Consider the following 23,912-nt stretch of genomic DNA (forward strand, 5'->3'; position numbering starts at 1 on the left):
ATTATGATAAAGCAGGAGCTTTTTCAAGAAGCTCTTTTGCATCAGCGTATTGTAAGCCGTGAGCTTCTGCAACTGCTTCGAATGTTACATATCCATCTAATGTGTTAATACCTTTTAATAATGCAACATTGCCTAGGCAAGCATCTTTGTAGCCTTTGTTAGCAATTTGTACTGCATATGGTACTGTTACGTTTGTTAATGCAAGAGTTGATGTACGTGGAACCGCACCTGGCATATTTGCAACTGCATAGTGAACAACGCCATGTTTTTCATAAGTTGGGTTGTCGTGAGTTGTAATACGGTCAGTTGTTTCAAAAATACCACCTTGGTCAATCGCGATATCTACAACGACAGAACCTGGTTCCATTGATTGAATCATTTCTTCTGTTACAAGTTTTGGCGCTTTTGCACCTGGGATTAATACTGCACCGATTACAAGATCAGATTCTTTTACAGCTTCTGCAATGTTATACGGGTTAGACATTAACGTTTTTACTTGGTTTCCGAAAATGTCATCTAACTGACGAAGACGTTCTGCACTTAAGTCGATGATTGTTACATCTGCACCTAAACCTACTGCAATCTTCGCTGCGTTTGTACCAGCTTGACCACCGCCGATAATTGTTACTTTGCCGCGTTTCACCCCTGGAACGCCTGCAAGCAAGATACCTTTACCGCCTTTGTTTTTCTCAAGGAATTGTGCACCAATTTGTGCAGACATACGACCAGCTACTTCACTCATTGGTGCAAGTAATGGTAATGAACGATTGTCTAATTGTACTGTTTCGTATGCGATTGATACCACTTTGTTATCAATTAATGCTTTCGTTAATTCTGGTTCTGGAGCTAAGTGTAAGTATGTGAATAAAATTAAACCTTCACGGAAATAGCCGTATTCACTTGCAACTGGCTCTTTTACCTTCATAACCATATCTTGATTCCATGCTTCTTCAGCAGTTTCAACAAGTTTCGCACCAGCTTGTACGTATTCTTCATCTGTAAAGCCTGATCCTATACCTGCTCCTTTTTGAACAAAAACTTCATGACCATTTTGTACTAAATGTACAGCTCCCGCTGGCGTCATTGCCACACGGTTTTCATTGTTTTTAATTTCTGTTGGAATACCGATACGCATTATTAGTTCCCCCTTGAGTTATGAAATGACCCCTGAATCATTTTTTAAAGCGCTTTCTACGCTCTTATATTCTAACATAATATCTCAATATTTGACAAAAAATAATACAAGTTTTCCGATAGATTTAATCTCACATGAAAGGACAGTATTATCCGTACCTCTCAGTATGAAGGATAAACTGTCCAATTATTCGAAACTTCACTTTATTTAATTCTATCGATGTCTATGAATAACATCAACAGCACCTGTTACTTCAATAATCGTGCCAGTAATCATATCAGAATCGTCCTCACATAAAAACGAAATGGTTCTTGCGATATCTTCACCTGTTCCAGATCTACCAATTGGTGTGTTACTACCTTTCAGATTTCGTGCTTCTTCAATCGTTGCCTCTTTCATTTCACCAATTATATCACCAGGACATACCATATTCGCAGTAATACCGTATTCAGCTTCTTCATATGCGACTGTTTTCGTTAATGAAACAAGCCCTACTTTTGCTGCGGCGAAAGCTGAGCGATAAATCCATCCCGGTGCACTATCTGCCCCTTGAAATCCGTAATTGATAATACGGCCAAAGTTCTGTTTTCTCATGACCGGAACGACAAGTTTTAATAAATGAAATACCGCTGTTAAATTGCCCTGGATCATTTCATTCCATTCGTCTTCTTCGTAATCGACTAATTTTTTCCTTTCAAATACGTAAGGACCAGCATTATTAATTAAGAAGTCAATTTTGCCAAAACGGCTCATCGCTTCCTCTACTATTTTATGTAAATCTTCCTTTTTCGTGACATCAGCTTGCACGAACTGTAGACGTTCTTCCATATTTTTATATGTTTCTTTCATTGTTTCCATAGCACTTGTATCGCTATGATACGTTACTGTTACTGAATACCCTTTAGCCAATAACTTTTCTGTTACTTGCTTTCCTAAACCTTTCGTACCGGCTGTAATGAGCGCATGTCTCACAAAACTGCCTCCTTTTAAATTGCTATACTCCATATGTAACAAGTTCTCGCTCCAATTACAACTAAAATGAATTAAAACAAAGTTTTCAAAATTCTGTAACGTTTCCGACAAGCACATTACCAAAATTTGTTTTATAATAAAGTTGTAAACGGTAATAAAAATGATTGGGAGGAATTTACTATGAATAATACATATACAAATATTTTAATTGCGGTGGACGGTTCTAAAGAAGCAGAAAAAGCCTTTAAAAAAGCAATTCAAGTTGCAAAACGAAACAACGCAACATTAACAATTGCTCATATCGTTGATGTAAAAGCATACTCAGCAGTAGAGGCTTATAGCCGTGCAATTGCTGAACGTGCAAATCTATTTGCAGAAGACTTATTAGAAGACTACAAAAAAACTGCGCTTGAAGCTGGTCTTGAAAAAGTGGAAACTGTATTAGAATTTGGTAATCCTAAATCTAAAATTTCAAAAGAAATCGCTCCAAATCATAAAGTGGATTTAATTATGTGTGGTGCAACTGGTTTAAATGCTGTAGAACGTTTCCTAATTGGTAGCGTCTCTGAACATATTATTCGCTATGCGAAATGCGATGTCCTTGTTGTTCGTGGTGACGAGGAGCAAGGTGATCTTTAATTTATAAATAAAACACCAAGTCCACATGGGCTTGGTGTTTTTCATTTCACAAACTTCACTATAAATACAAAACAAGCCACAACAACAACGGTAACTGCCAACACATAGGGCGGAAGGAACTTCAAAGACCATAGCGCCATCATTATCGTCGCAACCGTTAAGTACGTTTGCTTTGCATCTTCTGTCATTTTTTTACGAAGGAAGAAAACATACAAATAACCGATTGGCGGCGTAATGAAGCAAAGAACATATATAATTTTTGATTTTAAATACCACTTTTGTTCTCCAAGTTTCTTTATGTCTTCTTCTATTCTCTTATGCTCTTGTTCTCTCGCTTCTTCTACAAGCGGATCTTCCTCTTCTCCTCGCTTTTCTTTCATATACGGAAGAAAGTGCATGAAAAAATAGTATGCAAATACGAACGCTCCAAATCCAATATTTAATCTTTCTAATGGAATATGCTCACTTAAAAAAGCAGCAGCAATCACTAAAGATAAACAATACGTCGTTACCCAAAATGAACGTTTTCTCTTTTTTCGTTCCATTTCTTTTTTATCTTGTACATGTTTTCTTTTCGAAAGCCATATCGAAATACAACAATCTACTACAAACAGAATAAAGATAAATATCGCAACGTGTACTGTTTCTACATCCTCAAATGAAAATACGCTTGGGAATGCAAAGTGTAATACAATTAGCGTGTACAAAATTAACCCTACAAAATAAATACGTCTCATTTTCCATTCCTTTCTTATTTCCTAACTTTAGGTTAACATACATTTTTTAGAAATAGATGGACAAAATATATATGTTTAAAAAAGGAGGATGCTACATGGGTGATTCCGAACGCATTATTTTAGATGTGAATGGGAAAGAAATTGAAATGCTAGATACGATTCGTACTCATTTTAAAGAGAAGCATGGCGTGGAACTAAGTAATGGTGCATTACTTAGAGATTTGATGGATATTGAGTATATTCGAATTACGGAAGATCGGCATAAGTATGATTAATCGATACATTTTAAGCCTAGAACAAATTGCTCTAGGCTTACTTACATCCACACGAAAAATGTTATAATTAGGAAAAAGTGTGGAGGATACAAAAATATGAAATCTGAAAATATCACAAAACATTTTCATACATTACATGCACAAAGGAACAAGTTCCTTCCTCATCTCCATTCACTATCACAAGAACAACTATGGTATAGAAAAGAGGACAAAAAATGGTCTATTGGTGAACACTTTTATCACTTATATTTAATTGCAAGGATGCTCAAGGTAGCGATTAAATTCTCTCTCACTCTTATCCCTTATGCAAAACTAAGAAAAAATGCCCCATTTGCAACTGACATACACGACATTTATGCCGAATATAAAGAAAAGCATGATAAAGGAATGAAAGCACCTTGGATTTTAATCCCCCCCAAAAAAGTCTATCACTCTATGAATGTAACTGAATTAGAAGAATTCCTTGCACGTGAAACAGATGAAATAAAAAAGCTCGTTCAAAATATAGAAGAAAATATTGCAGGACATATCGTATTTTTCGATCCAATTGCTCACTATCCTAATTTAATTCAATCTATTCAACTATTGGCGATACATGAGAAACATCATTTTATGATTATGAAAAATAATTATGAAACGATAGATACTCCGCTAAAGGTCTAAATACAAAAAGGTAAGGTGCTTTCTAAAAAAGCACCTTACCTTCTATGCTATGCATCATTTAATTCCAGCAAACTCCACAGTTAATCCTTTCGCCTTCTCCAAAGCTTTCTCAATTTGCTCAAATCCTGTCCCACCAGCACTGTTACGGCGCTTTACAGCTGCATATGGTGAAAGAACTTCATATAAATCTTCCTCAAATAACGAGCTCATTTCCTTATACGTTGCAAGTGGTACATCTACTAAGTAAATTCCTTTTTGTGTGCAGTGTAGCACTAGCTTCCCAACAATTTCATGCGCTTGACGGAATGGTAGTCCTTTGCTTGCTAAGTAGTCAGCAATTTCTGTTGCGTTTGAGAAATCTTGCGTTACAGCTTGCCCCATCTTTTCTTTGTTGACAGTCATCGTTTCTAGCATGCCTGCCATAATATGAAGGCATCCTTCTACTGTTTTTACTGTATCAAACATTCCTTCTTTATCTTCTTGTAAGTCTTTATTGTAAGCGAGCGGTAATCCTTTCATTACTGTAAGTAAACTAAATAAATTACCGTATACTCTGCCTGTTTTACCGCGGATTAATTCCGCCATATCCGGATTTTTCTTTTGCGGCATAATGCTGCTTCCCGTTGCGTATTGATCACTCATTTCAATAAATTGAAACTCTTGGCTACTCCATAAAATAAGTTCTTCGCAAAAGCGTGATAAGTGCATCATAAGCATAGATGAGTTACTTAAAAACTCCAATATGAAATCACGATCGCTTACCGCATCTAAACTATTTTCATATATTCCATTAAATCCAAGAAGCTCCGCACTATATTCTCGGTCAATCGGGAATGTTGTACCAGCTAGTGCTCCTGCTCCTAATGGTGAAATGTTAATACGCTTTAACGAATCTTCATAACGATTCACATCGCGCTCTAACATCCAAAAGTAAGCAAGAATATGATGCGCAAATGAAATCGGCTGCGCACGCTGCAGGTGCGTATAGCCGGGCATAATTGTTTCAATGTTATTTTCCGCTTGATGGACAAGAACGGTTTGCAACTGTTTTGTAGCTTTTATAATATGTTCTACTTTTTCCTTTAAATATAAATGCATATCTGTCGCTACTTGATCGTTACGACTTCGGCCTGTATGAAGTTTTCCTCCTACTTCACCGATTTTTTCAATTAACATCTTTTCGATATTTAAATGAATGTCTTCAGCTTCAACCGAAAAATAGAGCTTATTTTGTTTTGCTTCTTCTAATAAATATTGAAGCCCTATCTTTATTTTCTCTGCCTCTTCTTTCGTAACGATGCCTTGCTTTGCCAGCATCGTTACGTGCGCAATACTCCCTTTTATATCTTGATTAACTAATTGTTGATCAAAGGAAATGGATGCTCCAAACTCTTCAACCCACGCTTCCGCTTCTTCTGTAAAACGTCCGCCCCAAAGTTTGCTCACGCTTCCACCTTCTTTTGATTCACTTGGCTGTATACTTTCGTAGGTAAACCAAATAATGAAATGAATCCAACTGCTGCATCATGATTAAATTCATCCTGGGCAGTATATGTTGCTAGCTTCTCATCGTATAGAGAGTATTCAGATTTACGTCCTTCTACAATCGCATGCCCTTTAAATAATTTCACACGCACCGTACCTGTTACATGCTTTTGCGTTTCCTGTAAAAACGCATGGAGCGCTTGTTTTAAAGGTGAGAACCATAAGCCATTATAAATAAGTTCTGTTATTTTCTGTTCAATCACTGGTTTAAAATGCGCTACTTCTTTTACGTGTGTTAAATCTTCTAACTCTTTATGGGCAGTTATTAACGTCATTGCTGCTGGGCATTCGTATACTTCACGAGATTTAATACCGACAAGACGATTTTCTACGTGATCGATACGTCCAACGCCATGTTTTCCAGCAAGTGCATTTAACGTTTTAATTAATTCTGAAAGTGGATATGCAGTGCCATTTAAAGTCGTTGGTACGCCTGCTTCAAATCCAATTTCTACAAATTCTGGTTTATTCGGTGTATCTTCTAATGCCAATGTCATCTCGTATGCATCTTCTGGCGGCGCTGCCCATGGATCTTCTAAAATTCCACATTCGTTGCTGCGTCCCCATAAGTTTTGATCAATTGAAAATGGGCTATCTAAATTAATTGGAATCGGTACATTGTTTTCTTTTGCATATGCAATTTCTTCTTCACGTGACCATTTCCATTCACGTACAGGCGCAATCACTTCTAAGTAAGGATTTAATGCTTGAATAGAGACCTCAAAACGAACTTGATCATTCCCTTTCCCTGTACATCCATGTGCAACTGCAGTTGCGCCTTCTTGTTCTGCGATTTCTACTAATTTTTTCGCAATAAGCGGACGAGATAGTGCAGAGACAAGAGGATATTTCCCTTCGTATAATGTGTGTGCTTGCATCGCCATCAATGCATATTCATTCGCGAATTCTTCTTGAACATCAATCATATATGATTTAATTGCACCCACTGAAAGTGCTTTTTCTTTTACAAACGCTAAGTCTTTACCTTCCCCTAGATCTAAGCAAAGTGCGATAATATCATAGTTTTTCTCTTGTAACCATTTAATTGCAACGGAAGTATCAAGACCTCCGGAATATGCTAACACAACTTTTTTCTTCTCCATTTTGCATCCCCCTAAAGAATAAATATTCATTTTCTTTTATAATAATTCATACTTTAACACCTTTTAAAAAATGTATCAAGGGTCATTTTCAAATTTTTTCAAACAATTTCGTCGAACTTCTTTCTTTTTTTATGTAAAATAGAGGCAGGAAAATGGAGGGGTGTCTATGAAAAAGTATTTTATATACAATGAACATCTAGGAATTGAAGTGCCGAACATACAAGAAGCATGGGAAGACATCTCTGAAAAAACGCAGCATGGTATTTTATTAAAGTGGGAGCAAGTTCGCGGAAAAATACCTGATCGTATAAAAGAGCTTGAACATCACATTAATCAAAAACAACATCGTTTAAATAACGAAGATAATTTTGAAATTTCCTGTAGGCTTAATTCTGAAATAGCTGATCTTGCTTCAATTATTAATGACCTTTGGCTTTGGTATCGTCTTACTCAAAATGTGTCTGAGGGAAAAGCACACCAATGAAAAAAGCATGCCCCTCATTCGCTTTGGGTCATGCTTTTTTGTCGTAACAAGCTTTGCAATATATTTCTTGGGCTGTTTTTGCTAAACATACATCAAAAGGACCTACTAATAAATTCCTTTCTTTCGGTAACTTCACAAAGGCAACAAGCTCTTCTTCATATTGAATCTTTTTCTCGCAAACAGCACATACTAATTCTTTTCGTTTGAACATATCTTTGAACACTTTCCATCCTCCCTTTTCATCTATTTATATTAATATATTCTCACAACAAGGAATTCTTGTAAAAAATGACACATTACTAATCACCTTGTTCATATACTAATGAAAATATGTATGAATGAAAAGAGGCCCAAATGTATGCGTGCTTTCATTATTATCACTTTAACTTTTTTAAGTGTGATTAGCTGGGATACATTTTTTAAAGATAAAAATGATGAGAACAATACAATTGAATAAAAACTCTTCTTTTCTTACTTATTGGACAAACTTCTAAAAACTGTCCAGTTCTACGAAATAACTTAGGCTTTTCTACAAAAATATTTAAACATAACAATTTTTGTAGATTCCCTTCAGTTATTGTCGGTTTCCATCCGCATACATTTTTTGAAAGTATGATATAATAATATAAATCTTGAAGGAAGGGATTTTGATATCATGATCGCTCGAAGGAGCATGTGGCATCGTATTGACGAATCATACACGTAGCGTATTTTTCAGCTCAGATACTTTAGTCTAGCGAAAAAAATACGAGAGTGGGGAAATTATGATTGCCCGAAGGATAATTTGGCAAAAAAAAGACTCTTCTTACACATAGCGTTTTGTTTAGGACTTAATTGTTACTAGCTAAACAAAACAAAGAAGAGCAGGATTGCTAAATGACGAATCCTACTCCACGTTTTGTTTAGTCGTTTTAAGACTTAAACTAAAACGAAGGTAGGGAGAATTGATGGACGAGAGGATTATTCGTTATTTCTTCAGCGACATATAGCGTAGTTAGTTTTACGTAAACTAACTGAAAGCTACATGTGAGCTCGTAGTTAGTTTACAACACCAAAAGGACTACTAACTACGGAAAGAAGGAATAACGATGAGGAACATCCAAAGTCGACAAATTATTAAAGAAATTTTTATGGTTTTAATCGGTTCATTTATTTTAGCAGCAGCGCTATATCACATTCACTTCCAAAACCACTTAACAGAAGGTGGCTTTGTAGGAATTGCACTATTTATCCAAAATTTTTATGATATTTCACCATCTATTTCAACTGTATTAATGGATATCCCTATTATTTTACTATGTGCTTCATTTTTAGGTAGAAAAATGGTTGGCTATTCATTCTTAGGTTCACTTTCATTCGGAGCATTTTATTCCCTTATGGAAAATTATTCTCCTTTTACGGTAGATTTATCAAATAATTTATTTGTAGCTGCAGTAGTTGGCGGTGCGTTAGCTGGTATTGGACTCGGTTTTATATTGCGATTTGGCGGTGCAACCGGTGGAGACGATATTTTAACAATTGTATTAAGTAAACGAACTCGTTTTACAATTGGGCAAATTTTCTTCGTCTTTGACGCGATTGTTCTTGCGCTTTCATTATATTATTTAAATTGGACAGAAATTGCTTTCACTATTCTTTCGATTGCCGTCCAGGCAAAAACATTGGATTTAATTTACTATCCAAAAACAGAAAAGAAAGCAGCAAAGCAACCAGTATCTATTCCAATGTCCAAAAAGCATGCGACAAACTAAAAAGCGAAAGGCTTCGGCCTCTCGCTTTTTTTATGATCTTTTTTCTTTTTCCATTATGTGGCGTACTTGATAGAATCGATTTGCAAATTCAGTAACATTCCTTGTTAAACGATAATTCACTGTAGATCCGATTGCCATTCCGATTACCGGAATGCCTTGGAATAATTTACGACGAAGAGCATATATCGAAAACGTCTTCAAAATTTGTTTTAACACAACCTCAGTAGAAGCTGGCTTTAACACTTCTTCGTCTCCTTCATAAAAGAATGAATCTTCTTGCTCGAGTTCTCTCAGCAAATTGTACCATGCATATTGCTGAAGTCTCGCCGGCAATAATGCTGCATAGAATACTTTTAACGCAAGCATCATTTCATACGGCTTGTTCACATCATGCCCAAATGATGTAGCAATAAGTTGTACGGCCTTCACATTTAACGCAATCATAACCGGAAAATCAGCCGTTAATAATAATAAACCACCAGCACCTGTTGCTCCGCCTTGTACGAATGAATATAGGCGATGACGTGCTGTTTGCTGCTCTGCTATGTATGTTAATTGATCAATAGATAACGCCTTCAAATCTTCAAGTTGCTCAATCGATTCATCAAATAATCTCGACGTTCCTAAAATACGATTACGTGCATCTAGCTGTGATTGTGAACTTTGAATAAGCGCATGTAAATGAAAGAGCCATCCATCTGCTTTCGTAAAAAAGTCTTTTCGTTTTTTCTCAGGTAGTTTTGCAATCGTAGTATGCAACCACTTATCAAACACCTTTTGAAAATCGGTCGCTTCCTGCTCTACTAATTGCCCTTCCCACTCTTTTATATTGTCTAAAATGGCTTGTTCTCGCTTCGATCGCATCGCAACAACCACCTCGTTCGATTTTTTTCCATTGTAACATATTTCCGCTTGTTCTTTGCAAATATGCTTGTCTATTCTTTATTCACATACCATTTTTTAATGACATAAAATATTAGCAAAAAGGATGAGATGACTCTCATGAATCTATCCAATATAAAACAAAATTATAATGCAGTATTCAGCTTAGGACAAAACTGTTGGCCTGCTTGGGCATTATTTCAATTCAAATTATCACCCTTTTTTGGTGTTATTGATTTTATGCTAAGTCCTTCATTAGAGAAAGTAAATTTATTATTACAAAATCGCTTTCACCGCTTTTTAGAATTAGAAAATTTGTCTTTCATCTCATTTTGGGATGATGATGCTAAGTTACGACTAAGAGACAACCTTTATGAAATCGACTCCTGTCATGACTTTAAAACAGATGTAAATACACCCACTTCTTGGCCTTCCTATACAGATATTAAATTGAATTATGAGCATCGGATTAATCGTTTTCTAACTACAATTGAAATAGAAGAATCAATATTATTTATTCGAACTGGAGGAACATATGAAGAAGCACTTTCTCTTGAACAAATTTTATCTCAAATGGTCAAACATAAATTCTCCGTCCTTTTACTACTTCCTGCCGATGTACCAACTATTGCCCAAGAAGATTGGGGATTACAAAATATTTGTGTTATAAAATGCCCTATTATGGATATATACCAGTACAATGAGGCATTTTGGAAAGAACTATTAGACGGTATTACCATTAGCTCAACATCTTGAATAAAGTGAAACTTTAATCAACCCTCACCAACCAGGCGTTTACGGGCAGCAGGGCTTCCACCTAACTTCTTTGCTCCAGCCGAATTTTGAGGCGGGAGTTTTACTGCCCACAAATAGCAGGATAAAAAGGTGATTTCCTCCATATTTCAAATTATAATTATCCATATACAAATGAATAAGGAGCGATCACATTCATGTACCCACGTGCAAAATCCTTTGGTATTGTTATACATCACGATCGACTTCTCCTACAAGAATATAATATAGCCAATGAAACATATTACCGACCTCTTGGCGGATCAATTGAACTTGGTGAAAAATCAGCACATACTGTTATTCGTGAATTTAAAGAAGAGCTTCATACAGAAGTAGAAATCACCAATTATTTAGGATGCTTAGAAAACATCTTTCATCTAGATGAGGAAATTGGTCATGAAATCATTCAACTATATTCTTTATGCTTATTAGACACGTCACTATATGAAACGGAAATACTCAATATACAAGATGAACAAACAATGTCATATGCAAAATGGGTTCCCATTACTGCATTCATTCAGAAGGAAAAAGTACTATATCCGGATGGAATTTTGAAATATATCCAAAAGAAAAAAGACGAGATCCTATAGGATCTCGTCTTTCTTTTCAAATAGTATATTAACCAATATTTCCAAGACGTAGTACGTCACGAGCGATCATAACTTCTTCGTCAGTTGGAATTACGATAATTTTTACTGGAGAGTGTGGGAAGCTGATGAATGCTTCTTCACCGAATACATTATTACGTTTTACGTCGAAGTATACGCCCATGTACTCAAGGCCTTCTAATACGCGCTCACGAATAATCGCACTGTTTTCACCTACACCAGCTGTGAAGATGATTGCGTCTACACCTTTCATACGAGCAGTGTAAGAACCGATGTATTTGTGGATACGGCTTACGAATACATCAAGTGCTACTTTCGCACGGTGGTCGCCTTCTTCTTCTTTCGCAATGATGTCACGTAGGTCACTAGAGTAACCAGTAAGACCTAACATACCACTCTTCTTGTTTAATACGCTAACTACTTCTTCTACTGTTTGGCCTGTTTTTTCCATGATGTATGGAATTAACGCAGGGTCAATGTTACCAGAACGTGTACCCATTGTTACACCAGCAAGTGGAGTGAAGCCCATAGAAGTATCGATTGATTTTCCGCCTTCTACTGCTGCGATACTTGCACCGTTACCTAAGTGACAAGAAAGTAGGCTTAAGTTTTCAATTGGACGACCTAATAATTCAGCCGCACGCTCAGTTACGTATTTATGAGAAGTTCCGTGGAAACCGTATTTACGGATACCGAATTTTTCATAGTACTCATATGGTAAGCTGTATAGGAATGCAGATTCCGGCATTGTTTGGTGGAATGCTGTATCGAATACTGCTACTGCTGGTACGTTTGGTAGTACTTCTTGGAATGCTTTAATACCAACAAGGTTTGCTGGGTTGTGAAGTGGTGCTAAATCGCTTAATTCTTCGATATCAGCTAATACTTCATCAGTAATTAAAACAGAATCAGCAAATTTTTCGCCGCCGTGTACAACACGGTGACCGATACCGCCAATCTCATCAAGAGATTTTACGATTCCGTTTTCAGTTAACTTCTTAAGAAGCATATTAACTGCTACTGCATGATCTGGGATGTTTGTAATTTCTTTTTGTTTTTCGCCATCTACAGTAATAGTGAAGATACTATCTTCTAAACCGATACGTTCTACTAAACCTTTTGTTAATACTGTTTCACTTGGCATTTCAAATAATTGGAATTTTAAGGAAGAGCTTCCTGCGTTAATCGCGATGATTTTTGACATCTAGTCTTTCGCCCCTTTTTCTCTTGGTAGTTGTGTGGATCATTCCACAAACCGCTCGATTTTATCTAATTAAATTCACTCAATATGAAAACGTTTCATCATCAGTAAATTTTATACTCACGATTTTAATTTAAACATCGTCCGACATATATTTCAAGTGAAAAAATTGTAACACCAAGAAAAAAAATATATTACAGATTTCAAAAAAATTCAGTTAAATCTTGTATATATTAAAAAATATGACAAATCCTATACATCTGTACTACATTAATCACTACCCCTGTTACATATAACTTACCTTATTTATGTGTTGCAAACCAAGTGTTCAATTGATCCATAATGTTCTCCATAGCCTTCATGTTAGAGAATTTAGGTAATTCCACTAGTAGCGCCTGTTTCGGCATTGTTACACCTTGGCCTTTCTTTTGGAGAACAAATATACTTTTTGCATTTTTCTCGTTTTTAAACATGGAAACAGGTAGTTGTAACAATCCTTGAATAAAGCATGTTTCTTTAATAAATGCATGTAGTTTTGGCGCTTGAGCACTTTCAAAAATAAAGTTTGGTACTAAGAAGAATAAGTACCCGCCTTCTTTCGTATGTTTCACACTTTGTTCAATAAATAAGTGATGCGCATATGACATTCCTTCATCTGCTTTTAGCGTATATTCACTTGCACCGATTTCGTTTGGATAGTAACCAATTGGTAAATCTGAAACGACTGCATCAACTGGATCAATATAAAGTGGTGCTAGTCCATCTTGATGGAAGAATTCGATTGCATGCTTTTGTAAATTCGCATTTACTAAAGCAAGTTTGATTAGCACTTCATCCACTTCTACTCCAAATCCACTCATTGCTAGTTCTTCTTTGGCGTTATTAAACACTGTAGTCATTAAGTTACCTGTTCCAATTGCAGGGTCTAAAACAGTAATTTCTTTTTGACCTTGCATAAATTTATGGAATAAGTAGCTCATGAACATTCCAACTGCATCAGGCGTCATTTCATGATTCGCTTGCACGCCTTCTTTCATTCCTTTTAAAATGGCTAGCTGAAATGCTTTACGAATTTCTTCCCCTTTATATGTTTCTTCATTAAACGTACTATATTCACGATTCAACCTTTCAATTGTTGATTCGGATAATTCCTCTTGTAAAATCGCTCCCTCAAACAAGTTATCACCTGTTTCTACAAGCGCCTCTAAATATGTTACATCTAATTCTTTACGTAAAACTACCGTAGAAGAATCAAAAATAGAAAATAATGTTTCTACTGCCTGACTCACGTACATTCCTCCTTCTCTCTTTTACACATAACTTATATCATACCACAAAGTGATTTTTCCCAAAAAGAAAAAGCGACCTCTTGTAAAGAGCTCCCCTTCAAGTTGTTTTATGATGTAACGTCTTTTCTCATATATTAGTACCATTGTGCAGCAATATATGAGAAAAAACGACCTCTTTATAAGAGGTCATTTCCTTCACATTACTTCGCAGATTTAGCTGCTTCTAATGCTGCTTCATAGTTTGGATGGCTTGTACCTTCGCCTACGTATTCTGCGTAAACTACTTTGTCATTGCTATCTACTACGAATACTGCACGAGCAAGTAAACGAAGTTCTTTCATTACTAGGCCGTAAGCTTCACCGAATGAAAGGTCACGGTGATCAGAAAGTGTCGCAACGTTTTCTAAACCGTTAGCTGCACACCAGCGTTTTTGAGCGAATGGTAAATCAGCGCTAATTGTTAATACTTTCGCGTTTTCAATACCTGCTGCATCTTGGTTAAAACGACGAGTTTGTGCATCACATACACCTGTGTCGATTGAAGGTATAACACTAATTAATTTCACTTCACCTTTGTATGTTTCTAAACTTACTGGAGATAAGTCATTTGCTAACACTTGGAAGTTAGGCGCTTGATCGCCAACTTTAACTTCTGTTCCAACTAAAGTCATTGGGTTACCTTTAAAAGTTACATTTGCCACTTAAAAATCCTCCCTTATTTAAACAAAATATGTACAATGTAAATGATAGTTTGTCCCTATCGATAATGCAAATAAAATCGCTTTATTTACAAAAAAATAAAGAAGCTAATCCATTGATTAGCTTCTTTACTCGTTAAATTTGAAATTCCGGATCATCTTCTTTTCGTTTATCCATCATTTCTTTCACTTTATCAACAGCTTGTGGTGCTAATTCAATTATTTTGTCAATGACATGTGTTTGTTTATCTAAATGTAAAACTTTCACACCTTCTCCATTTATAACGAGAAAGGCAACAGGATTAATGGAAACTCCACCACCGCTACCTCCTCCAAATGGATGACGGCCTGAATGCTCTACCTTGCCAAATTCACTTCCACCAGCAGCAAAGCCAAAACTTACTTTCGAAACGGTAAGAATTACACTTCCGTCTGCTGCTTTAATCGGGTCACCAACAATTGTATTTACATCAGTCATTTGTTTTAAATGCTGCATTGCGGTTGTCATTAAACCTTGAATTGGATGGTCCATTCTATATCCCCCCTATGCTTGAACAGATTTATCTGTCATACCAGACTTTTGTTTTCTCATAAACATGAGTAGTTTTACCGCTGTTTTCACAGTACGAAATATACGAAAGGAAGCTGTTAATTCACATCTTGATGCAAATCCTTTCCCTTGAAAAACAGGGGTAATTTCAAATTCTGGTATGTCGACAATATGCATATATTGTCCTACAACTCCAGCAGCCATTCCTTTTGTCCCCCATGCATACCCAGTGACAATTCCAGTACTAGCCGCATCGCCTGCTCCAATTTGTGAATGCCACTTCCAACTATTGATTTTCACTCGTTTGAGAAAATCTTTAACAATAGTATGAACTTCTTGAAGCTTTTTTATCAGTTCTCCAATGCTATCAAGTTGTGCCATAATTTTATTATCTATTCCGCCATCTTTCTCAGCTTTTTCGATTTTCTGCCCCGTTTTTTTCTGTTGTTTTTCAATTCTTTCCAATACATCAAATGTATATCGAATCATCCATATTTTTACTTGAAATAAACATTGCTTTTCCATTTCTGAATATAAAAACGTCACCTTAAGCGATATTTTCGATAATAGTATTAGCAAAATAAAAAGTAGAAGAATTATCATTCCAATTACGAGCCATTTCATTCGTACCATCCTTTCACTCCATACCCATTATCGACAAGTTTATTCATCATTAAACAACCTTTTATAAAATTGAATATAAAAATTTTTCTAAAAATAAAAAGGAATTTTGACATTTTATATCGAAATATACTATTTGAGCATATCATTCAGAACACACTCTGATGGTATGCAGCACTAAGACTAGAAAATTTAACTGCAGTGGAGGGATACATAATGGCAAATCGTCGCAATTTATTTTTCTTTTATGGTGATGACAAAGTAACACTCGTTGAAAAAATGAAACCAATATATCGTATTTTAGAGGAGAATGGATTTACCATATTAGATCATCCAAAAAATGCAAACGCTATCGTCAGCGTTGGAGATGATGGAACTTTCTTACAAGCCGTTCGTAAAACTGGTTTTAGAGAAGATTGCTTATACGCAGGTATTTCTACGAAAGATGAAATTTCTTTCTACTGCGATTTCCACATCGATCACGTTGATACAGCCCTTCAAGAAATTACAAAAAACGAAATTGAAGTGCGAAAGTATCCAACAATTAAAGTTGATGTAGATCACGGTACATCATTCCATTGTTTAAATGAGTTCTCATTACGCTCTAGCATCATTAAAACATTTGTCGTAGATGTACACGTCGACAATTTACATTTTGAAACATTTAGAGGTGATGGATTAGTTATCTCCACACCAACAGGAAGTACCGCTTACAATAAATCATTACATGGTGCAGTTGTCGATCCACTTATCCCATGTTTCCAAGTAAGCGAACTAGCATCTTTAAATAACAACACATACCGTACACTCGGATCACCGTTTCTTTTAAATCACGAGCGCACGTTAACTTTAACACTTAAACCAGATGGCAATGATTACCCTGTCATCGGAATGGATAACGAAGCACTTAGCATTAAGCAAGTGGAGAAAGCCGTTGTTCGTTTAAGCGATAAACAAATTAAAACTGTTAAATTAAAAAACAACTCTTTCTGGGAAAAAGTACAGAGAACATTTTTATAGTATTAAAATAACCGCAGAATTATGGGATTCCATAATTCTGCGGTTATTTATTTAGCACCTGCAACTTAACGCTGTTTCAAATATATCTATCACAACTCACAATATATCAACGATTTCATCCAAAATATCGATTTACCGACAAAAAGTGACTACATCATCAACCTATCTAAAAAGAGGAAGCATCACCAAAATGTATTTTCGGAACCGCTCCTTCAAACTTTTAGACGTCTTTTCTATAAACAATCTTCCCATCAATGACGGTCATTTCTGCCTGTACTTCTTTTATTTCTTCCGCCTCAATTTCAAAAACATCGCGGTCTAATATCGTAAAGTCTGCTTCATATCCTTTTGTAATTTGTCCTCGCTTTGCTTCTTTTCCAATTGCATACGCACTTCCTGTTGTAAATAAAGAAACAGCCTCATATACCGTTAATCTTTCTTCTGGCATATAGCATACACCATCAATAAAGCTTCTACGTGTAACCGCACTATATATACCTAAAAACGGATTCACTTGTTCAATTGGAGCATCAGATCCCCCGTTACAATGTAATCCTGCGTCCAGCAATGTCTTCCAAGCGTATGCGTAACGAAGACGATGCTTTCCTAGTTTTTCAATGACTGACGGAAAATCTGATGAAACAAAGACCGGTTGAATATCAATAATAGCTGGCAAGTGTTTCATTCTTTCAATCAACTCTTCACGAGCTAGCTGACAATGAATAATACGGTCACGTAACCCTTCTGCTGGTGGATATAATTCAAGCGCATCAATGACATATTCTAGTGATAAGTCACCGATTGTATGAATTGCAACTGGCATATGTAAATCACGTGCTTTCTTCACTAACCCTGCAAGCTCTTCACGTGAGAAAATCGCAACTCCATTCGTTTCCTGCGCATCTTCATACGGCTCACTCAATAAAGCTGTTCTTCCGCCAAAAGAACCGTCAGAAAAAATTTTCATCGCACCAAATTCAATATAGTGCTCATCTTCATATTCTTTTCGCTCATTCGCTACTTCATGATGAACGAGCAAATGTGCTTTAAATGGCATTTCTTTTATAACGTGTGAAAACGCATTGTAAGTTTTTTGAAAGCCGCCATAATAATTTAAATCTTCCGTATGTCCACCAACTAACCCGTATTGCCAGCAGTCTGAAATCGCTGTTTGCAACGCTCTTTGCAAATACGCTCCATCTATTTCAGGTTGGACATGTTTAATTAACTCTTGTCCTTGTTCATATAAAAGCCCTGTTAATTTATTTAATGAGTCCCGGCCAATTTTCCCGCCTTTCGGGTCTTGCACCGCTTCTGTTATTTTCGCTTGTTCCAATATGTATGAATTCACCCATGTCACGTGACGACAAACGCGCTTTAATAAAATCGGATGCTCTTTAGAGATTTCATCTAAATCACGTACATGAACTTGTTTTGTATCTGTAAAATTATTTTCATTCCATCCTTCTCCGATAATCCAAGAGCCTTTTGGCGCTTCTTCTACTCGCTTCTGAACAAGGGTAAGCACTTCGCTATAAGATTTGCAATTTGATAAATCTAGACGAAGTAACCTCTCCCCATGGCCAATAAGGTGCATATGGCTATCAACCAGCCCTGGAATCATCGTTTTCCCTTTTAGGTCATATAACTTCACTTCTGAATATCGGTTTTCTAACTCTTCTTTATTCCCCATATCAACAATGACGCCATTTTCAACGTAAATAGCTTCTACTTTTTCATTCTCTTCTCGCATAGTGTAAATGGTGCCGCCATACCAAATTTCTCCCATATACTCATCCCCTTTTTCCTTTAGTCTACGAAATTAGAGCGTATAAAAAAAGCACCATTTCGATTAAAAATGGTGCTTTTCCAAAAATTATTTTTGTTCAGTAGGATTCGTTGTAATTTGCCATTCAATGCTAAATTTATCTTTTACTTGTCCGTATGCTGGGCTCCAGAAAGTTTCTTGAAGTGGCATAATAACTTCTCCACCTTCTTGTAACTTATCGAATACTTCTTTTGCTTTTTCTGCATTACTAATTTGAATTGCGATTGTTACTTGAGATCCGATCGCATGCCCTTGACCTGGGAATGTATCAGAAATCATAAGTTCCGTATTACCAACTTTTAAAGTAGCATGTGCAACGCGCTCTTTCGCTTCAGCTGGAATCGGGTATTCTGGATTTTCAGGCATATCACCAAAAGTTTGCATTACTTCTACTTTTGCATCTAACGCCTCTTTATAAAACTGTACAGCTTCTTGCCCACTACCATCTAAAACTAAGTACGGATTAATACCTAAAATCATACGGACACCTCTTTTTTCAATTTATAAAAATCGAACTTATGTTCGATTTTTATAATATCATACATGTAACATTTCATTCAACTATTTACTTCACTATTTTCAAAATTATTTTGAAGGTAGTTCCATCTCTTGTTTTCTAAGTTCAATACGGCGAATTTTTCCAGAAATCGTTTTTGGTAGTTCATCTACAAATTCAATTTTTCGAGGGTATTTATATGGTGCAGTCAGTTCTTTGACGTGTTGTTGGAGCACTGGAATTAATGTTTCTTCGTTCTTTTCTATATTCTCTCTTAATACGATAAATGCCTTCACGACACTTCCACGAATTTCATCTGGACTTGCAACAACCGCACATTCTCTTACGTAAGGATGTTTTACGAGTGCATCTTCTACTTCAAACGGCCCGATTGTATAACCAGAGCTAATAATGATATCATCTCCGCGTCCTTCAAACCAGAAATAGCCGTCTTCATCTTTTTTCGCCTTATCACCGGTAATATAATAATCACCACGGAATTGCATCGCTGTGCGCTCATCATCTTTATAATATTGCTTAAAGAGTGCTGGTGTTTCAATGTGAACTGCAATATCACCAACTTCTCCTACCTGTACCGGAATACCTTCTTCATTTACGATATCAACATGGTTTCCTGGCGTTGGTTTTCCCATTGATCCTGGTCTAATATCCATCCCTTTCATTATCCCAACGAGCAATGTGTTTTCCGTTTGCCCATAACCGTCTCTTACCGTAATATCAAAATGCCTTTGGAACGTTTCAATGACTTCTCTGTTTAACGGCTCACCAGCTGATACAGCGCTATGTAACGCTTCTAAATTATACTCATTTAAGTTTTCTACCTTTGCCATTAATCTATACTCAGTCGGCGTACAACAAAGCACATTCACCTTATTATCGCCTAATAAACTCAAATACGTTTTCGGTTCAAATTTACCATGGTATACAAATCCTGTTGCACCTGAACCGAGAGTCGCTACAAACGGGCTCCAAATCCACTTTTGCCAGCCAGGACTAGCTGTTGCCCATACAACATCATTCTCTTCAATTCCGAGCCAATTTGGGGCACTCGTACGTAAATGAGCGTATGCCCACGCATGCGTATGAACGACACCTTTCGGATTTCCTGTCGTCCCTGACGTGTAAGATAAAAAGACCATATCTTCTTTATCTGTCTTCGCCATTTCTAACATGTCACTTTCTGTTTCTAATGCTGTTTTTAAATTCGTCCAACCATCTACTGAACGCTCGCTCAAGACGAATTTTTGAAGAGATTCCACCGCTTCTACGCCGTCAAATTGTCCAATATACGGTTCGTAACTTACGATAGCCTTTACTTCTCCGTGCCCAATACGATACTCAATATCTTTTTTACGCAACATTTCTGAGCTTGGAATAACGACAAATCCTGCTTTAATCGCAGCAATATACGTCATGTAAGCTTCAATTAAGCGCGGCATCATAATAAGGAGCTTGTCCCCTTTTTGTAAGCCACTTTTTATAAAAGCGTTTCCAATTCTATTCGCACCTTGCATTAATTCAAAATATGTAATCTCTCGTCTATTCCCTTTATCATCTTGCCAAATTAAAGCAAGCTTCTCTTTATCATTCGTATATTTCTCTATTTCCGAAACTAAGTTATAAGACGGCGGCGCCAACAATTCCTCTCTCTTCATAAACATCCTCCTTTATTTCTATGCCTCTCTTATATAATAAAGAATTTTCAGTAAATTTTGAACCCTCTTCTTTTGACAATTTTTTTATATTTATGTCGAACCGTTGAATAATTTTATATCGATTTATCGATAAATAATGACAAAAAAAGAAAGAGCGGGAGAACCCGCTCTTTCTAAGCCATCGTATATGGGATTATTTTTGGTAACCGCCTAATTGTTGCTCAGCTAGTGAAACTAGACGTTTAGTGATTTCGCCACCAACAGAACCGTTAGCGCGAGATGTTGCATCAGCTCCAAGTTGAACACCAAACTCTTGAGCGATTTCGTATTTCATTTGATCTAATGCTGCTTGAGCACCAGACACTGCTAATTTATTTGTGCTTGCCATGTTGTATCACCTCCTTGTGAGTATAGAGTGTGATAAACAACATGACTTCATACACATTTGAATGTGGTAATTTATGGGTTTAGAAAAGTTCTTCGAATTTTTCTTCTTCCGCCACTACTTCTACTGTTTGTAATACCATTTGTTCTGTGTTTGCTACAGCTTCTTCGATTAACGGAGTGAAGTCATATTTCGCTTCAAAACGATTTGCTTTCTCTCGCTTCGGTTTCGTCGCTGGGCTTGCTGGTGTGAATACTGTACAGCAATCTTCATATGGACGGATTGAAATATCGTACGTTCCGATTTCTTCTGCAATTTTAATAATCTCTAATTTATCCATCGTAATAAGCGGACGAATAACAGGATAGTTTGTTACTTCGTTAATCGTATGCATACTATCTAACGTTTGGCTCGCTACTTGTCCAAGACTTTCACCAGTTGTAATCGCAAGTGCGTTACGCTCCTCTGCGATACGCTCTGTAATACGCATCATCATACGACGCATAACCGTCATAGAATAGCTAGATGGAATTTCTTTATTAATCGTTTTTTGCACTTCAGTAAATGGAACAAGGTGAAGTGTTACGCGTTTACAGTATTTCGTTAACTCTTGTGCTAAATCGATTACTTTTTGTTTCGCGCGCTCACTTGTGAAAGGTGGGCTATGGAAGTGAACTGCTTCCACAGATACGCCGCGTTTCATCGTTAAGTAAGTTGCTACCGGGCTATCGATACCACCAGAAAGAAGTACCATTACTTTTCCGCCAACGCCAACTGGTAAACCGCCAGCTCCCATGTGCTCACCACACATAATATAGCTGTAACCACTGCGAATTTCTACACGTACATTCACATCTGGATTATGAACATCTACTGTGATATCCTCTGTATTTTCTAAAATGTGCCCACCGATTTCTGGAAGTAATTCCATCGTCTTCATTGGGAAGCGCTTATCAGAACGGTGCACTGTAATTTTAAATGTTTTCACATCGCCTTTTACTTGTAGGAAAGCTGCTAATGCACCTTTTTTAATATCTTCTAATTCTGATGGTACTTTCATCGCTAAGTTAAACTTATGAATACCAAATACATCTTTCAATCTTTCAGAAATTGCTTCATGGTCTTCGCCATTTAATTGGATGTACATACGATCATGTGTTGCATCGATTTTAATATTTGGGAATTTTTTCAGTTTGAACTTCACGTTATCTTTTAATGTGCTTACAAATTTAGAACGGTTCTTACCTTTTGTCGTCATCTCTCCATAACGAACTAAAATATATTCATATGTCATCATATTTCTTTACCTCATCACTTCATATAATTTTGGCATTGTCTCTTTAACAATACCTTCAAATTGTTTTACTTCTTCCATCGTATTTTCCGGTGCTAGACTAATGCGGATTGCGCTTGCAGCTGCGGCATGCGGTATCCCCATTGACACTAGTACTCGGCTCACTTCATTTGCTTTTGAAGAACAAGCAGACTTCGTTGATACATATACACCATGCTCTTCTAAAGCATGAACGACCACTTCTGGTTTTAAACCAACAAATGATACATTTAAAATGTGCGGTGCCGCATATTCAAGTGACGTATTAATCGTTACATCTTCCATCTCTTTAAAGACACGGACAAGCTCTGCTTGTAAATTTTGCAAATGAACTACCTTTTCTTTCACTTGCTCCATCGTCATACGAAGTGCTTTTACCATCGCTACAATACCAGGTAAGTTTTCTGTTCCTGAACGATACTTAAGCTCTTGTTGACCACCTGATAAGATTGGATCTAACCTTACACCATCACGTACGTAAAGAAGACCTGTCCCCTTTACGCTATGAAATTTATGCCCAGATATTGAACAAAGGTCAATATGAGAAGCGTATAAATCAAGCGGTACTTTTCCTATCCCTTGCACATGGTCCACGTGGAATCTTATTTTCGGATAGTTCGATAATAATGTTCCAATTTCAGCAACAGGCTGAATCGCTCCAGTCTCGTTGTTCACGTGAATAATTGACACAAGAATCGTATCTTCACGAAGCACTCGTTTTACATCCTCTACCGATACAACACCGTGCTCGTTAACCGGTAAATATGTTACATCAAAACCGAGATCTTCTAATTGTTTATATGCCTCAAACACAGACGCGTGTTCAATATTTGTTGTAATGATATGTTTACCGCGCGAACGATTCCTCATCGCTATTCCTTTAATCGCAAGGTTATTCCCTTCCGTTCCACCCGATGTGAAAATAATTTCAGAAGGCTTAACGTGAAGGAGCTGTGCTGCAATCGTTCTCGATTGTGTTAATAGACGCTCTGCCTCTCCTCCAAGCGAATGAATAGAAGAAGGATTTCCAAAATATTTCCCTGCAACCGTTACATACGATTGAAGAGCTTCTGGATATGGCTTTGTCGTCGCACTATTATCAAAATAGATCATCGTTCTTCCCCTTTCAGCGCTGTCACATCGTATAATCATATCATAAATACGTGTAATTACGCTAAAACTACTCAAAGGTTCCGTTATATTTTAAAACGAATAACCTTACTGTA

General features: G+C 36.7%; 26 protein-coding genes. 8 read left to right on the forward strand and 18 right to left on the reverse strand.

Features of this window, described 5'->3' with window-relative positions; all coding sequences use genetic code 11:
* Window position 1 precedes the first annotated feature (1 nt).
* Both ald and ACP6L7_RS19955 read right to left on the reverse strand, forming a co-directional pair.
* Complete coding sequence (gene ald, locus ACP6L7_RS19950) at window positions 2-1,135, reverse strand: alanine dehydrogenase (RefSeq protein WP_264448309.1); 1,134 nt, start codon at window positions 1,133-1,135, stop codon at window positions 2-4.
* 213 nt (window positions 1,136-1,348) lie between these two features.
* Window positions 1,349-2,140, reverse strand: coding sequence for an SDR family oxidoreductase (locus ACP6L7_RS19955; RefSeq protein WP_097833122.1), 792 nt, complete (start codon window positions 2,138-2,140; stop codon window positions 1,349-1,351).
* 147 nt (window positions 2,141-2,287) lie between these two features.
* On the opposite strand from ACP6L7_RS19955, the gene ACP6L7_RS19960 reads away from it, so the two are divergent.
* Window positions 2,288-2,746, forward strand: coding sequence for a universal stress protein (locus tag ACP6L7_RS19960; RefSeq protein WP_001066676.1), 459 nt, complete (start codon window positions 2,288-2,290; stop codon window positions 2,744-2,746).
* A gap of 41 nt (window positions 2,747-2,787) precedes the next feature.
* Here ACP6L7_RS19960 and ACP6L7_RS19965 read toward each other — a convergent pair whose 3' ends face one another.
* On the reverse strand, window positions 2,788-3,483 hold the full coding sequence (locus ACP6L7_RS19965) for a hypothetical protein (RefSeq protein ID WP_097833064.1): 696 nt from the start codon (window positions 3,481-3,483) through the stop codon (window positions 2,788-2,790).
* A gap of 95 nt (window positions 3,484-3,578) precedes the next feature.
* On the opposite strand from ACP6L7_RS19965, the gene ACP6L7_RS19970 reads away from it, so the two are divergent.
* Both ACP6L7_RS19970 and ACP6L7_RS19975 read left to right on the forward strand, forming a co-directional pair.
* Entirely contained in the window at window positions 3,579-3,758 is a 180-nt protein-coding gene (locus ACP6L7_RS19970; protein WP_128856656.1) for a ProA domain protein, read from the forward strand.
* 96 nt (window positions 3,759-3,854) lie between these two features.
* The gene (locus ACP6L7_RS19975; RefSeq protein ID WP_097833066.1) at window positions 3,855-4,421 is read left to right on the forward strand and encodes a DinB family protein; all 567 of its coding nucleotides are present in this window, start codon (window positions 3,855-3,857) and stop codon (window positions 4,419-4,421) included.
* Window positions 4,422-4,475: 54 nt separating this feature from the next.
* Here ACP6L7_RS19975 and argH read toward each other — a convergent pair whose 3' ends face one another.
* Both argH and ACP6L7_RS19985 read right to left on the reverse strand, forming a co-directional pair.
* Window positions 4,476-5,867, reverse strand: a complete 1,392-nt coding sequence (argH, locus tag ACP6L7_RS19980) for an argininosuccinate lyase (protein WP_097833067.1) — start codon at window positions 5,865-5,867, stop codon at window positions 4,476-4,478.
* On the reverse strand, window positions 5,864-7,069 hold the full coding sequence (locus ACP6L7_RS19985; RefSeq protein ID WP_097833068.1) for an argininosuccinate synthase: 1,206 nt from the start codon (window positions 7,067-7,069) through the stop codon (window positions 5,864-5,866). The genes argH and ACP6L7_RS19985 overlap by 4 nt, the downstream gene beginning before the upstream one ends.
* A gap of 166 nt (window positions 7,070-7,235) precedes the next feature.
* Here ACP6L7_RS19985 and ACP6L7_RS19990 point away from each other — a divergent pair, with 166 nt between their 5' ends.
* Window positions 7,236-7,553 carry a radical SAM protein gene (locus ACP6L7_RS19990; protein ID WP_097833123.1) on the forward strand — a complete coding sequence of 106 codons (318 nt, stop codon included), beginning with the start codon at window positions 7,236-7,238 and terminating at the stop codon, window positions 7,551-7,553.
* Window positions 7,554-7,581: 28 nt separating this feature from the next.
* Here the strand turns inward: ACP6L7_RS19990 and ACP6L7_RS19995 are convergent, their stop codons facing one another.
* The gene (locus ACP6L7_RS19995; RefSeq protein ID WP_097833069.1) at window positions 7,582-7,776 is read right to left on the reverse strand and encodes a hypothetical protein; all 195 of its coding nucleotides are present in this window, start codon (window positions 7,774-7,776) and stop codon (window positions 7,582-7,584) included.
* 865 nt (window positions 7,777-8,641) lie between these two features.
* On the opposite strand from ACP6L7_RS19995, the gene ACP6L7_RS20000 reads away from it, so the two are divergent.
* The gene (locus ACP6L7_RS20000; RefSeq protein ID WP_097833071.1) at window positions 8,642-9,304 is read left to right on the forward strand and encodes a YitT family protein; all 663 of its coding nucleotides are present in this window, start codon (window positions 8,642-8,644) and stop codon (window positions 9,302-9,304) included.
* Between the two features lie 30 nt (window positions 9,305-9,334).
* Here ACP6L7_RS20000 and ACP6L7_RS20005 read toward each other — a convergent pair whose 3' ends face one another.
* On the reverse strand, window positions 9,335-10,168 hold the full coding sequence (locus tag ACP6L7_RS20005) for an EcsC family protein (protein ID WP_430529360.1): 834 nt from the start codon (window positions 10,166-10,168) through the stop codon (window positions 9,335-9,337).
* A 138-nt stretch (window positions 10,169-10,306) separates the two neighbouring features.
* Here ACP6L7_RS20005 and ACP6L7_RS20010 point away from each other — a divergent pair, with 138 nt between their 5' ends.
* Both ACP6L7_RS20010 and ACP6L7_RS20015 read left to right on the forward strand, forming a co-directional pair.
* Window positions 10,307-10,942 (forward strand): DUF1796 family putative cysteine peptidase, encoded by a 636-nt coding sequence (locus ACP6L7_RS20010; protein WP_097833073.1) that lies wholly within the window; start codon window positions 10,307-10,309, stop codon window positions 10,940-10,942.
* Between the two features lie 194 nt (window positions 10,943-11,136).
* Complete coding sequence (locus tag ACP6L7_RS20015; protein ID WP_097833074.1) at window positions 11,137-11,571, forward strand: NUDIX hydrolase; 435 nt, start codon at window positions 11,137-11,139, stop codon at window positions 11,569-11,571.
* Window positions 11,572-11,599: 28 nt separating this feature from the next.
* On the opposite strand, the gene ackA is transcribed toward ACP6L7_RS20015, so the two are convergent.
* The 5 genes from ackA to ACP6L7_RS20040 all read right to left on the reverse strand — a co-directional run bounded on the left by ackA (window position 11,600) and on the right by ACP6L7_RS20040 (window position 15,960).
* Window positions 11,600-12,793, reverse strand: a complete 1,194-nt coding sequence (gene ackA / locus ACP6L7_RS20020) for an acetate kinase (protein ID WP_097833075.1) — start codon at window positions 12,791-12,793, stop codon at window positions 11,600-11,602.
* Between the two features lie 299 nt (window positions 12,794-13,092).
* Window positions 13,093-14,079, reverse strand: a complete 987-nt coding sequence (locus tag ACP6L7_RS20025; protein WP_141533384.1) for a class I SAM-dependent methyltransferase — start codon at window positions 14,077-14,079, stop codon at window positions 13,093-13,095.
* A gap of 200 nt (window positions 14,080-14,279) precedes the next feature.
* A complete protein-coding gene (tpx, locus tag ACP6L7_RS20030) occupies window positions 14,280-14,780 on the reverse strand; it encodes a thiol peroxidase (RefSeq protein WP_071748319.1) in 501 nt (166 codons plus the stop codon).
* A gap of 133 nt (window positions 14,781-14,913) precedes the next feature.
* Entirely contained in the window at window positions 14,914-15,309 is a 396-nt protein-coding gene (gene ytfJ / locus ACP6L7_RS20035; RefSeq protein WP_000350005.1) for a GerW family sporulation protein, read from the reverse strand.
* Window positions 15,310-15,321: 12 nt separating this feature from the next.
* Window positions 15,322-15,960, reverse strand: coding sequence for a DUF2953 domain-containing protein (locus ACP6L7_RS20040; protein WP_097833077.1), 639 nt, complete (start codon window positions 15,958-15,960; stop codon window positions 15,322-15,324).
* Between the two features lie 204 nt (window positions 15,961-16,164).
* Here ACP6L7_RS20040 and ACP6L7_RS20045 point away from each other — a divergent pair, with 204 nt between their 5' ends.
* A complete protein-coding gene (locus ACP6L7_RS20045) occupies window positions 16,165-16,968 on the forward strand; it encodes an NAD kinase (RefSeq protein ID WP_071748321.1) in 804 nt (267 codons plus the stop codon).
* Window positions 16,969-17,188: 220 nt separating this feature from the next.
* Here the strand turns inward: ACP6L7_RS20045 and ACP6L7_RS20050 are convergent, their stop codons facing one another.
* From ACP6L7_RS20050 to ACP6L7_RS20075, 6 genes are all read right to left on the reverse strand, one after another.
* Entirely contained in the window at window positions 17,189-18,757 is a 1,569-nt protein-coding gene (locus ACP6L7_RS20050; protein WP_097833078.1) for an amidohydrolase, read from the reverse strand.
* Window positions 18,758-18,844: 87 nt separating this feature from the next.
* Window positions 18,845-19,276 (reverse strand): VOC family protein, encoded by a 432-nt coding sequence (locus tag ACP6L7_RS20055; RefSeq protein ID WP_071748323.1) that lies wholly within the window; start codon window positions 19,274-19,276, stop codon window positions 18,845-18,847.
* 105 nt (window positions 19,277-19,381) lie between these two features.
* The gene (mbcS, locus tag ACP6L7_RS20060) at window positions 19,382-20,968 is read right to left on the reverse strand and encodes an acyl-CoA synthetase MbcS (RefSeq protein ID WP_097833079.1); all 1,587 of its coding nucleotides are present in this window, start codon (window positions 20,966-20,968) and stop codon (window positions 19,382-19,384) included.
* Window positions 20,969-21,161: 193 nt separating this feature from the next.
* A complete protein-coding gene (locus tag ACP6L7_RS20065; protein ID WP_000168891.1) occupies window positions 21,162-21,356 on the reverse strand; it encodes an alpha/beta-type small acid-soluble spore protein in 195 nt (64 codons plus the stop codon).
* A gap of 79 nt (window positions 21,357-21,435) precedes the next feature.
* Window positions 21,436-22,650 (reverse strand): tRNA uracil 4-sulfurtransferase ThiI, encoded by a 1,215-nt coding sequence (gene thiI / locus ACP6L7_RS20070; RefSeq protein ID WP_097833080.1) that lies wholly within the window; start codon window positions 22,648-22,650, stop codon window positions 21,436-21,438.
* Window positions 22,651-22,656: 6 nt separating this feature from the next.
* Window positions 22,657-23,799, reverse strand: a complete 1,143-nt coding sequence (locus tag ACP6L7_RS20075; protein WP_098361712.1) for a cysteine desulfurase family protein — start codon at window positions 23,797-23,799, stop codon at window positions 22,657-22,659.
* Window positions 23,800-23,912: the final 113 nt, after the last annotated feature.

The organism is Bacillus silvicola, assembly GCF_050524305.1.
In the GTDB taxonomy this organism is placed as follows: Bacteria; Bacillota; Bacilli; order Bacillales; family Bacillaceae_G; genus Bacillus_A; species Bacillus_A cereus_AT.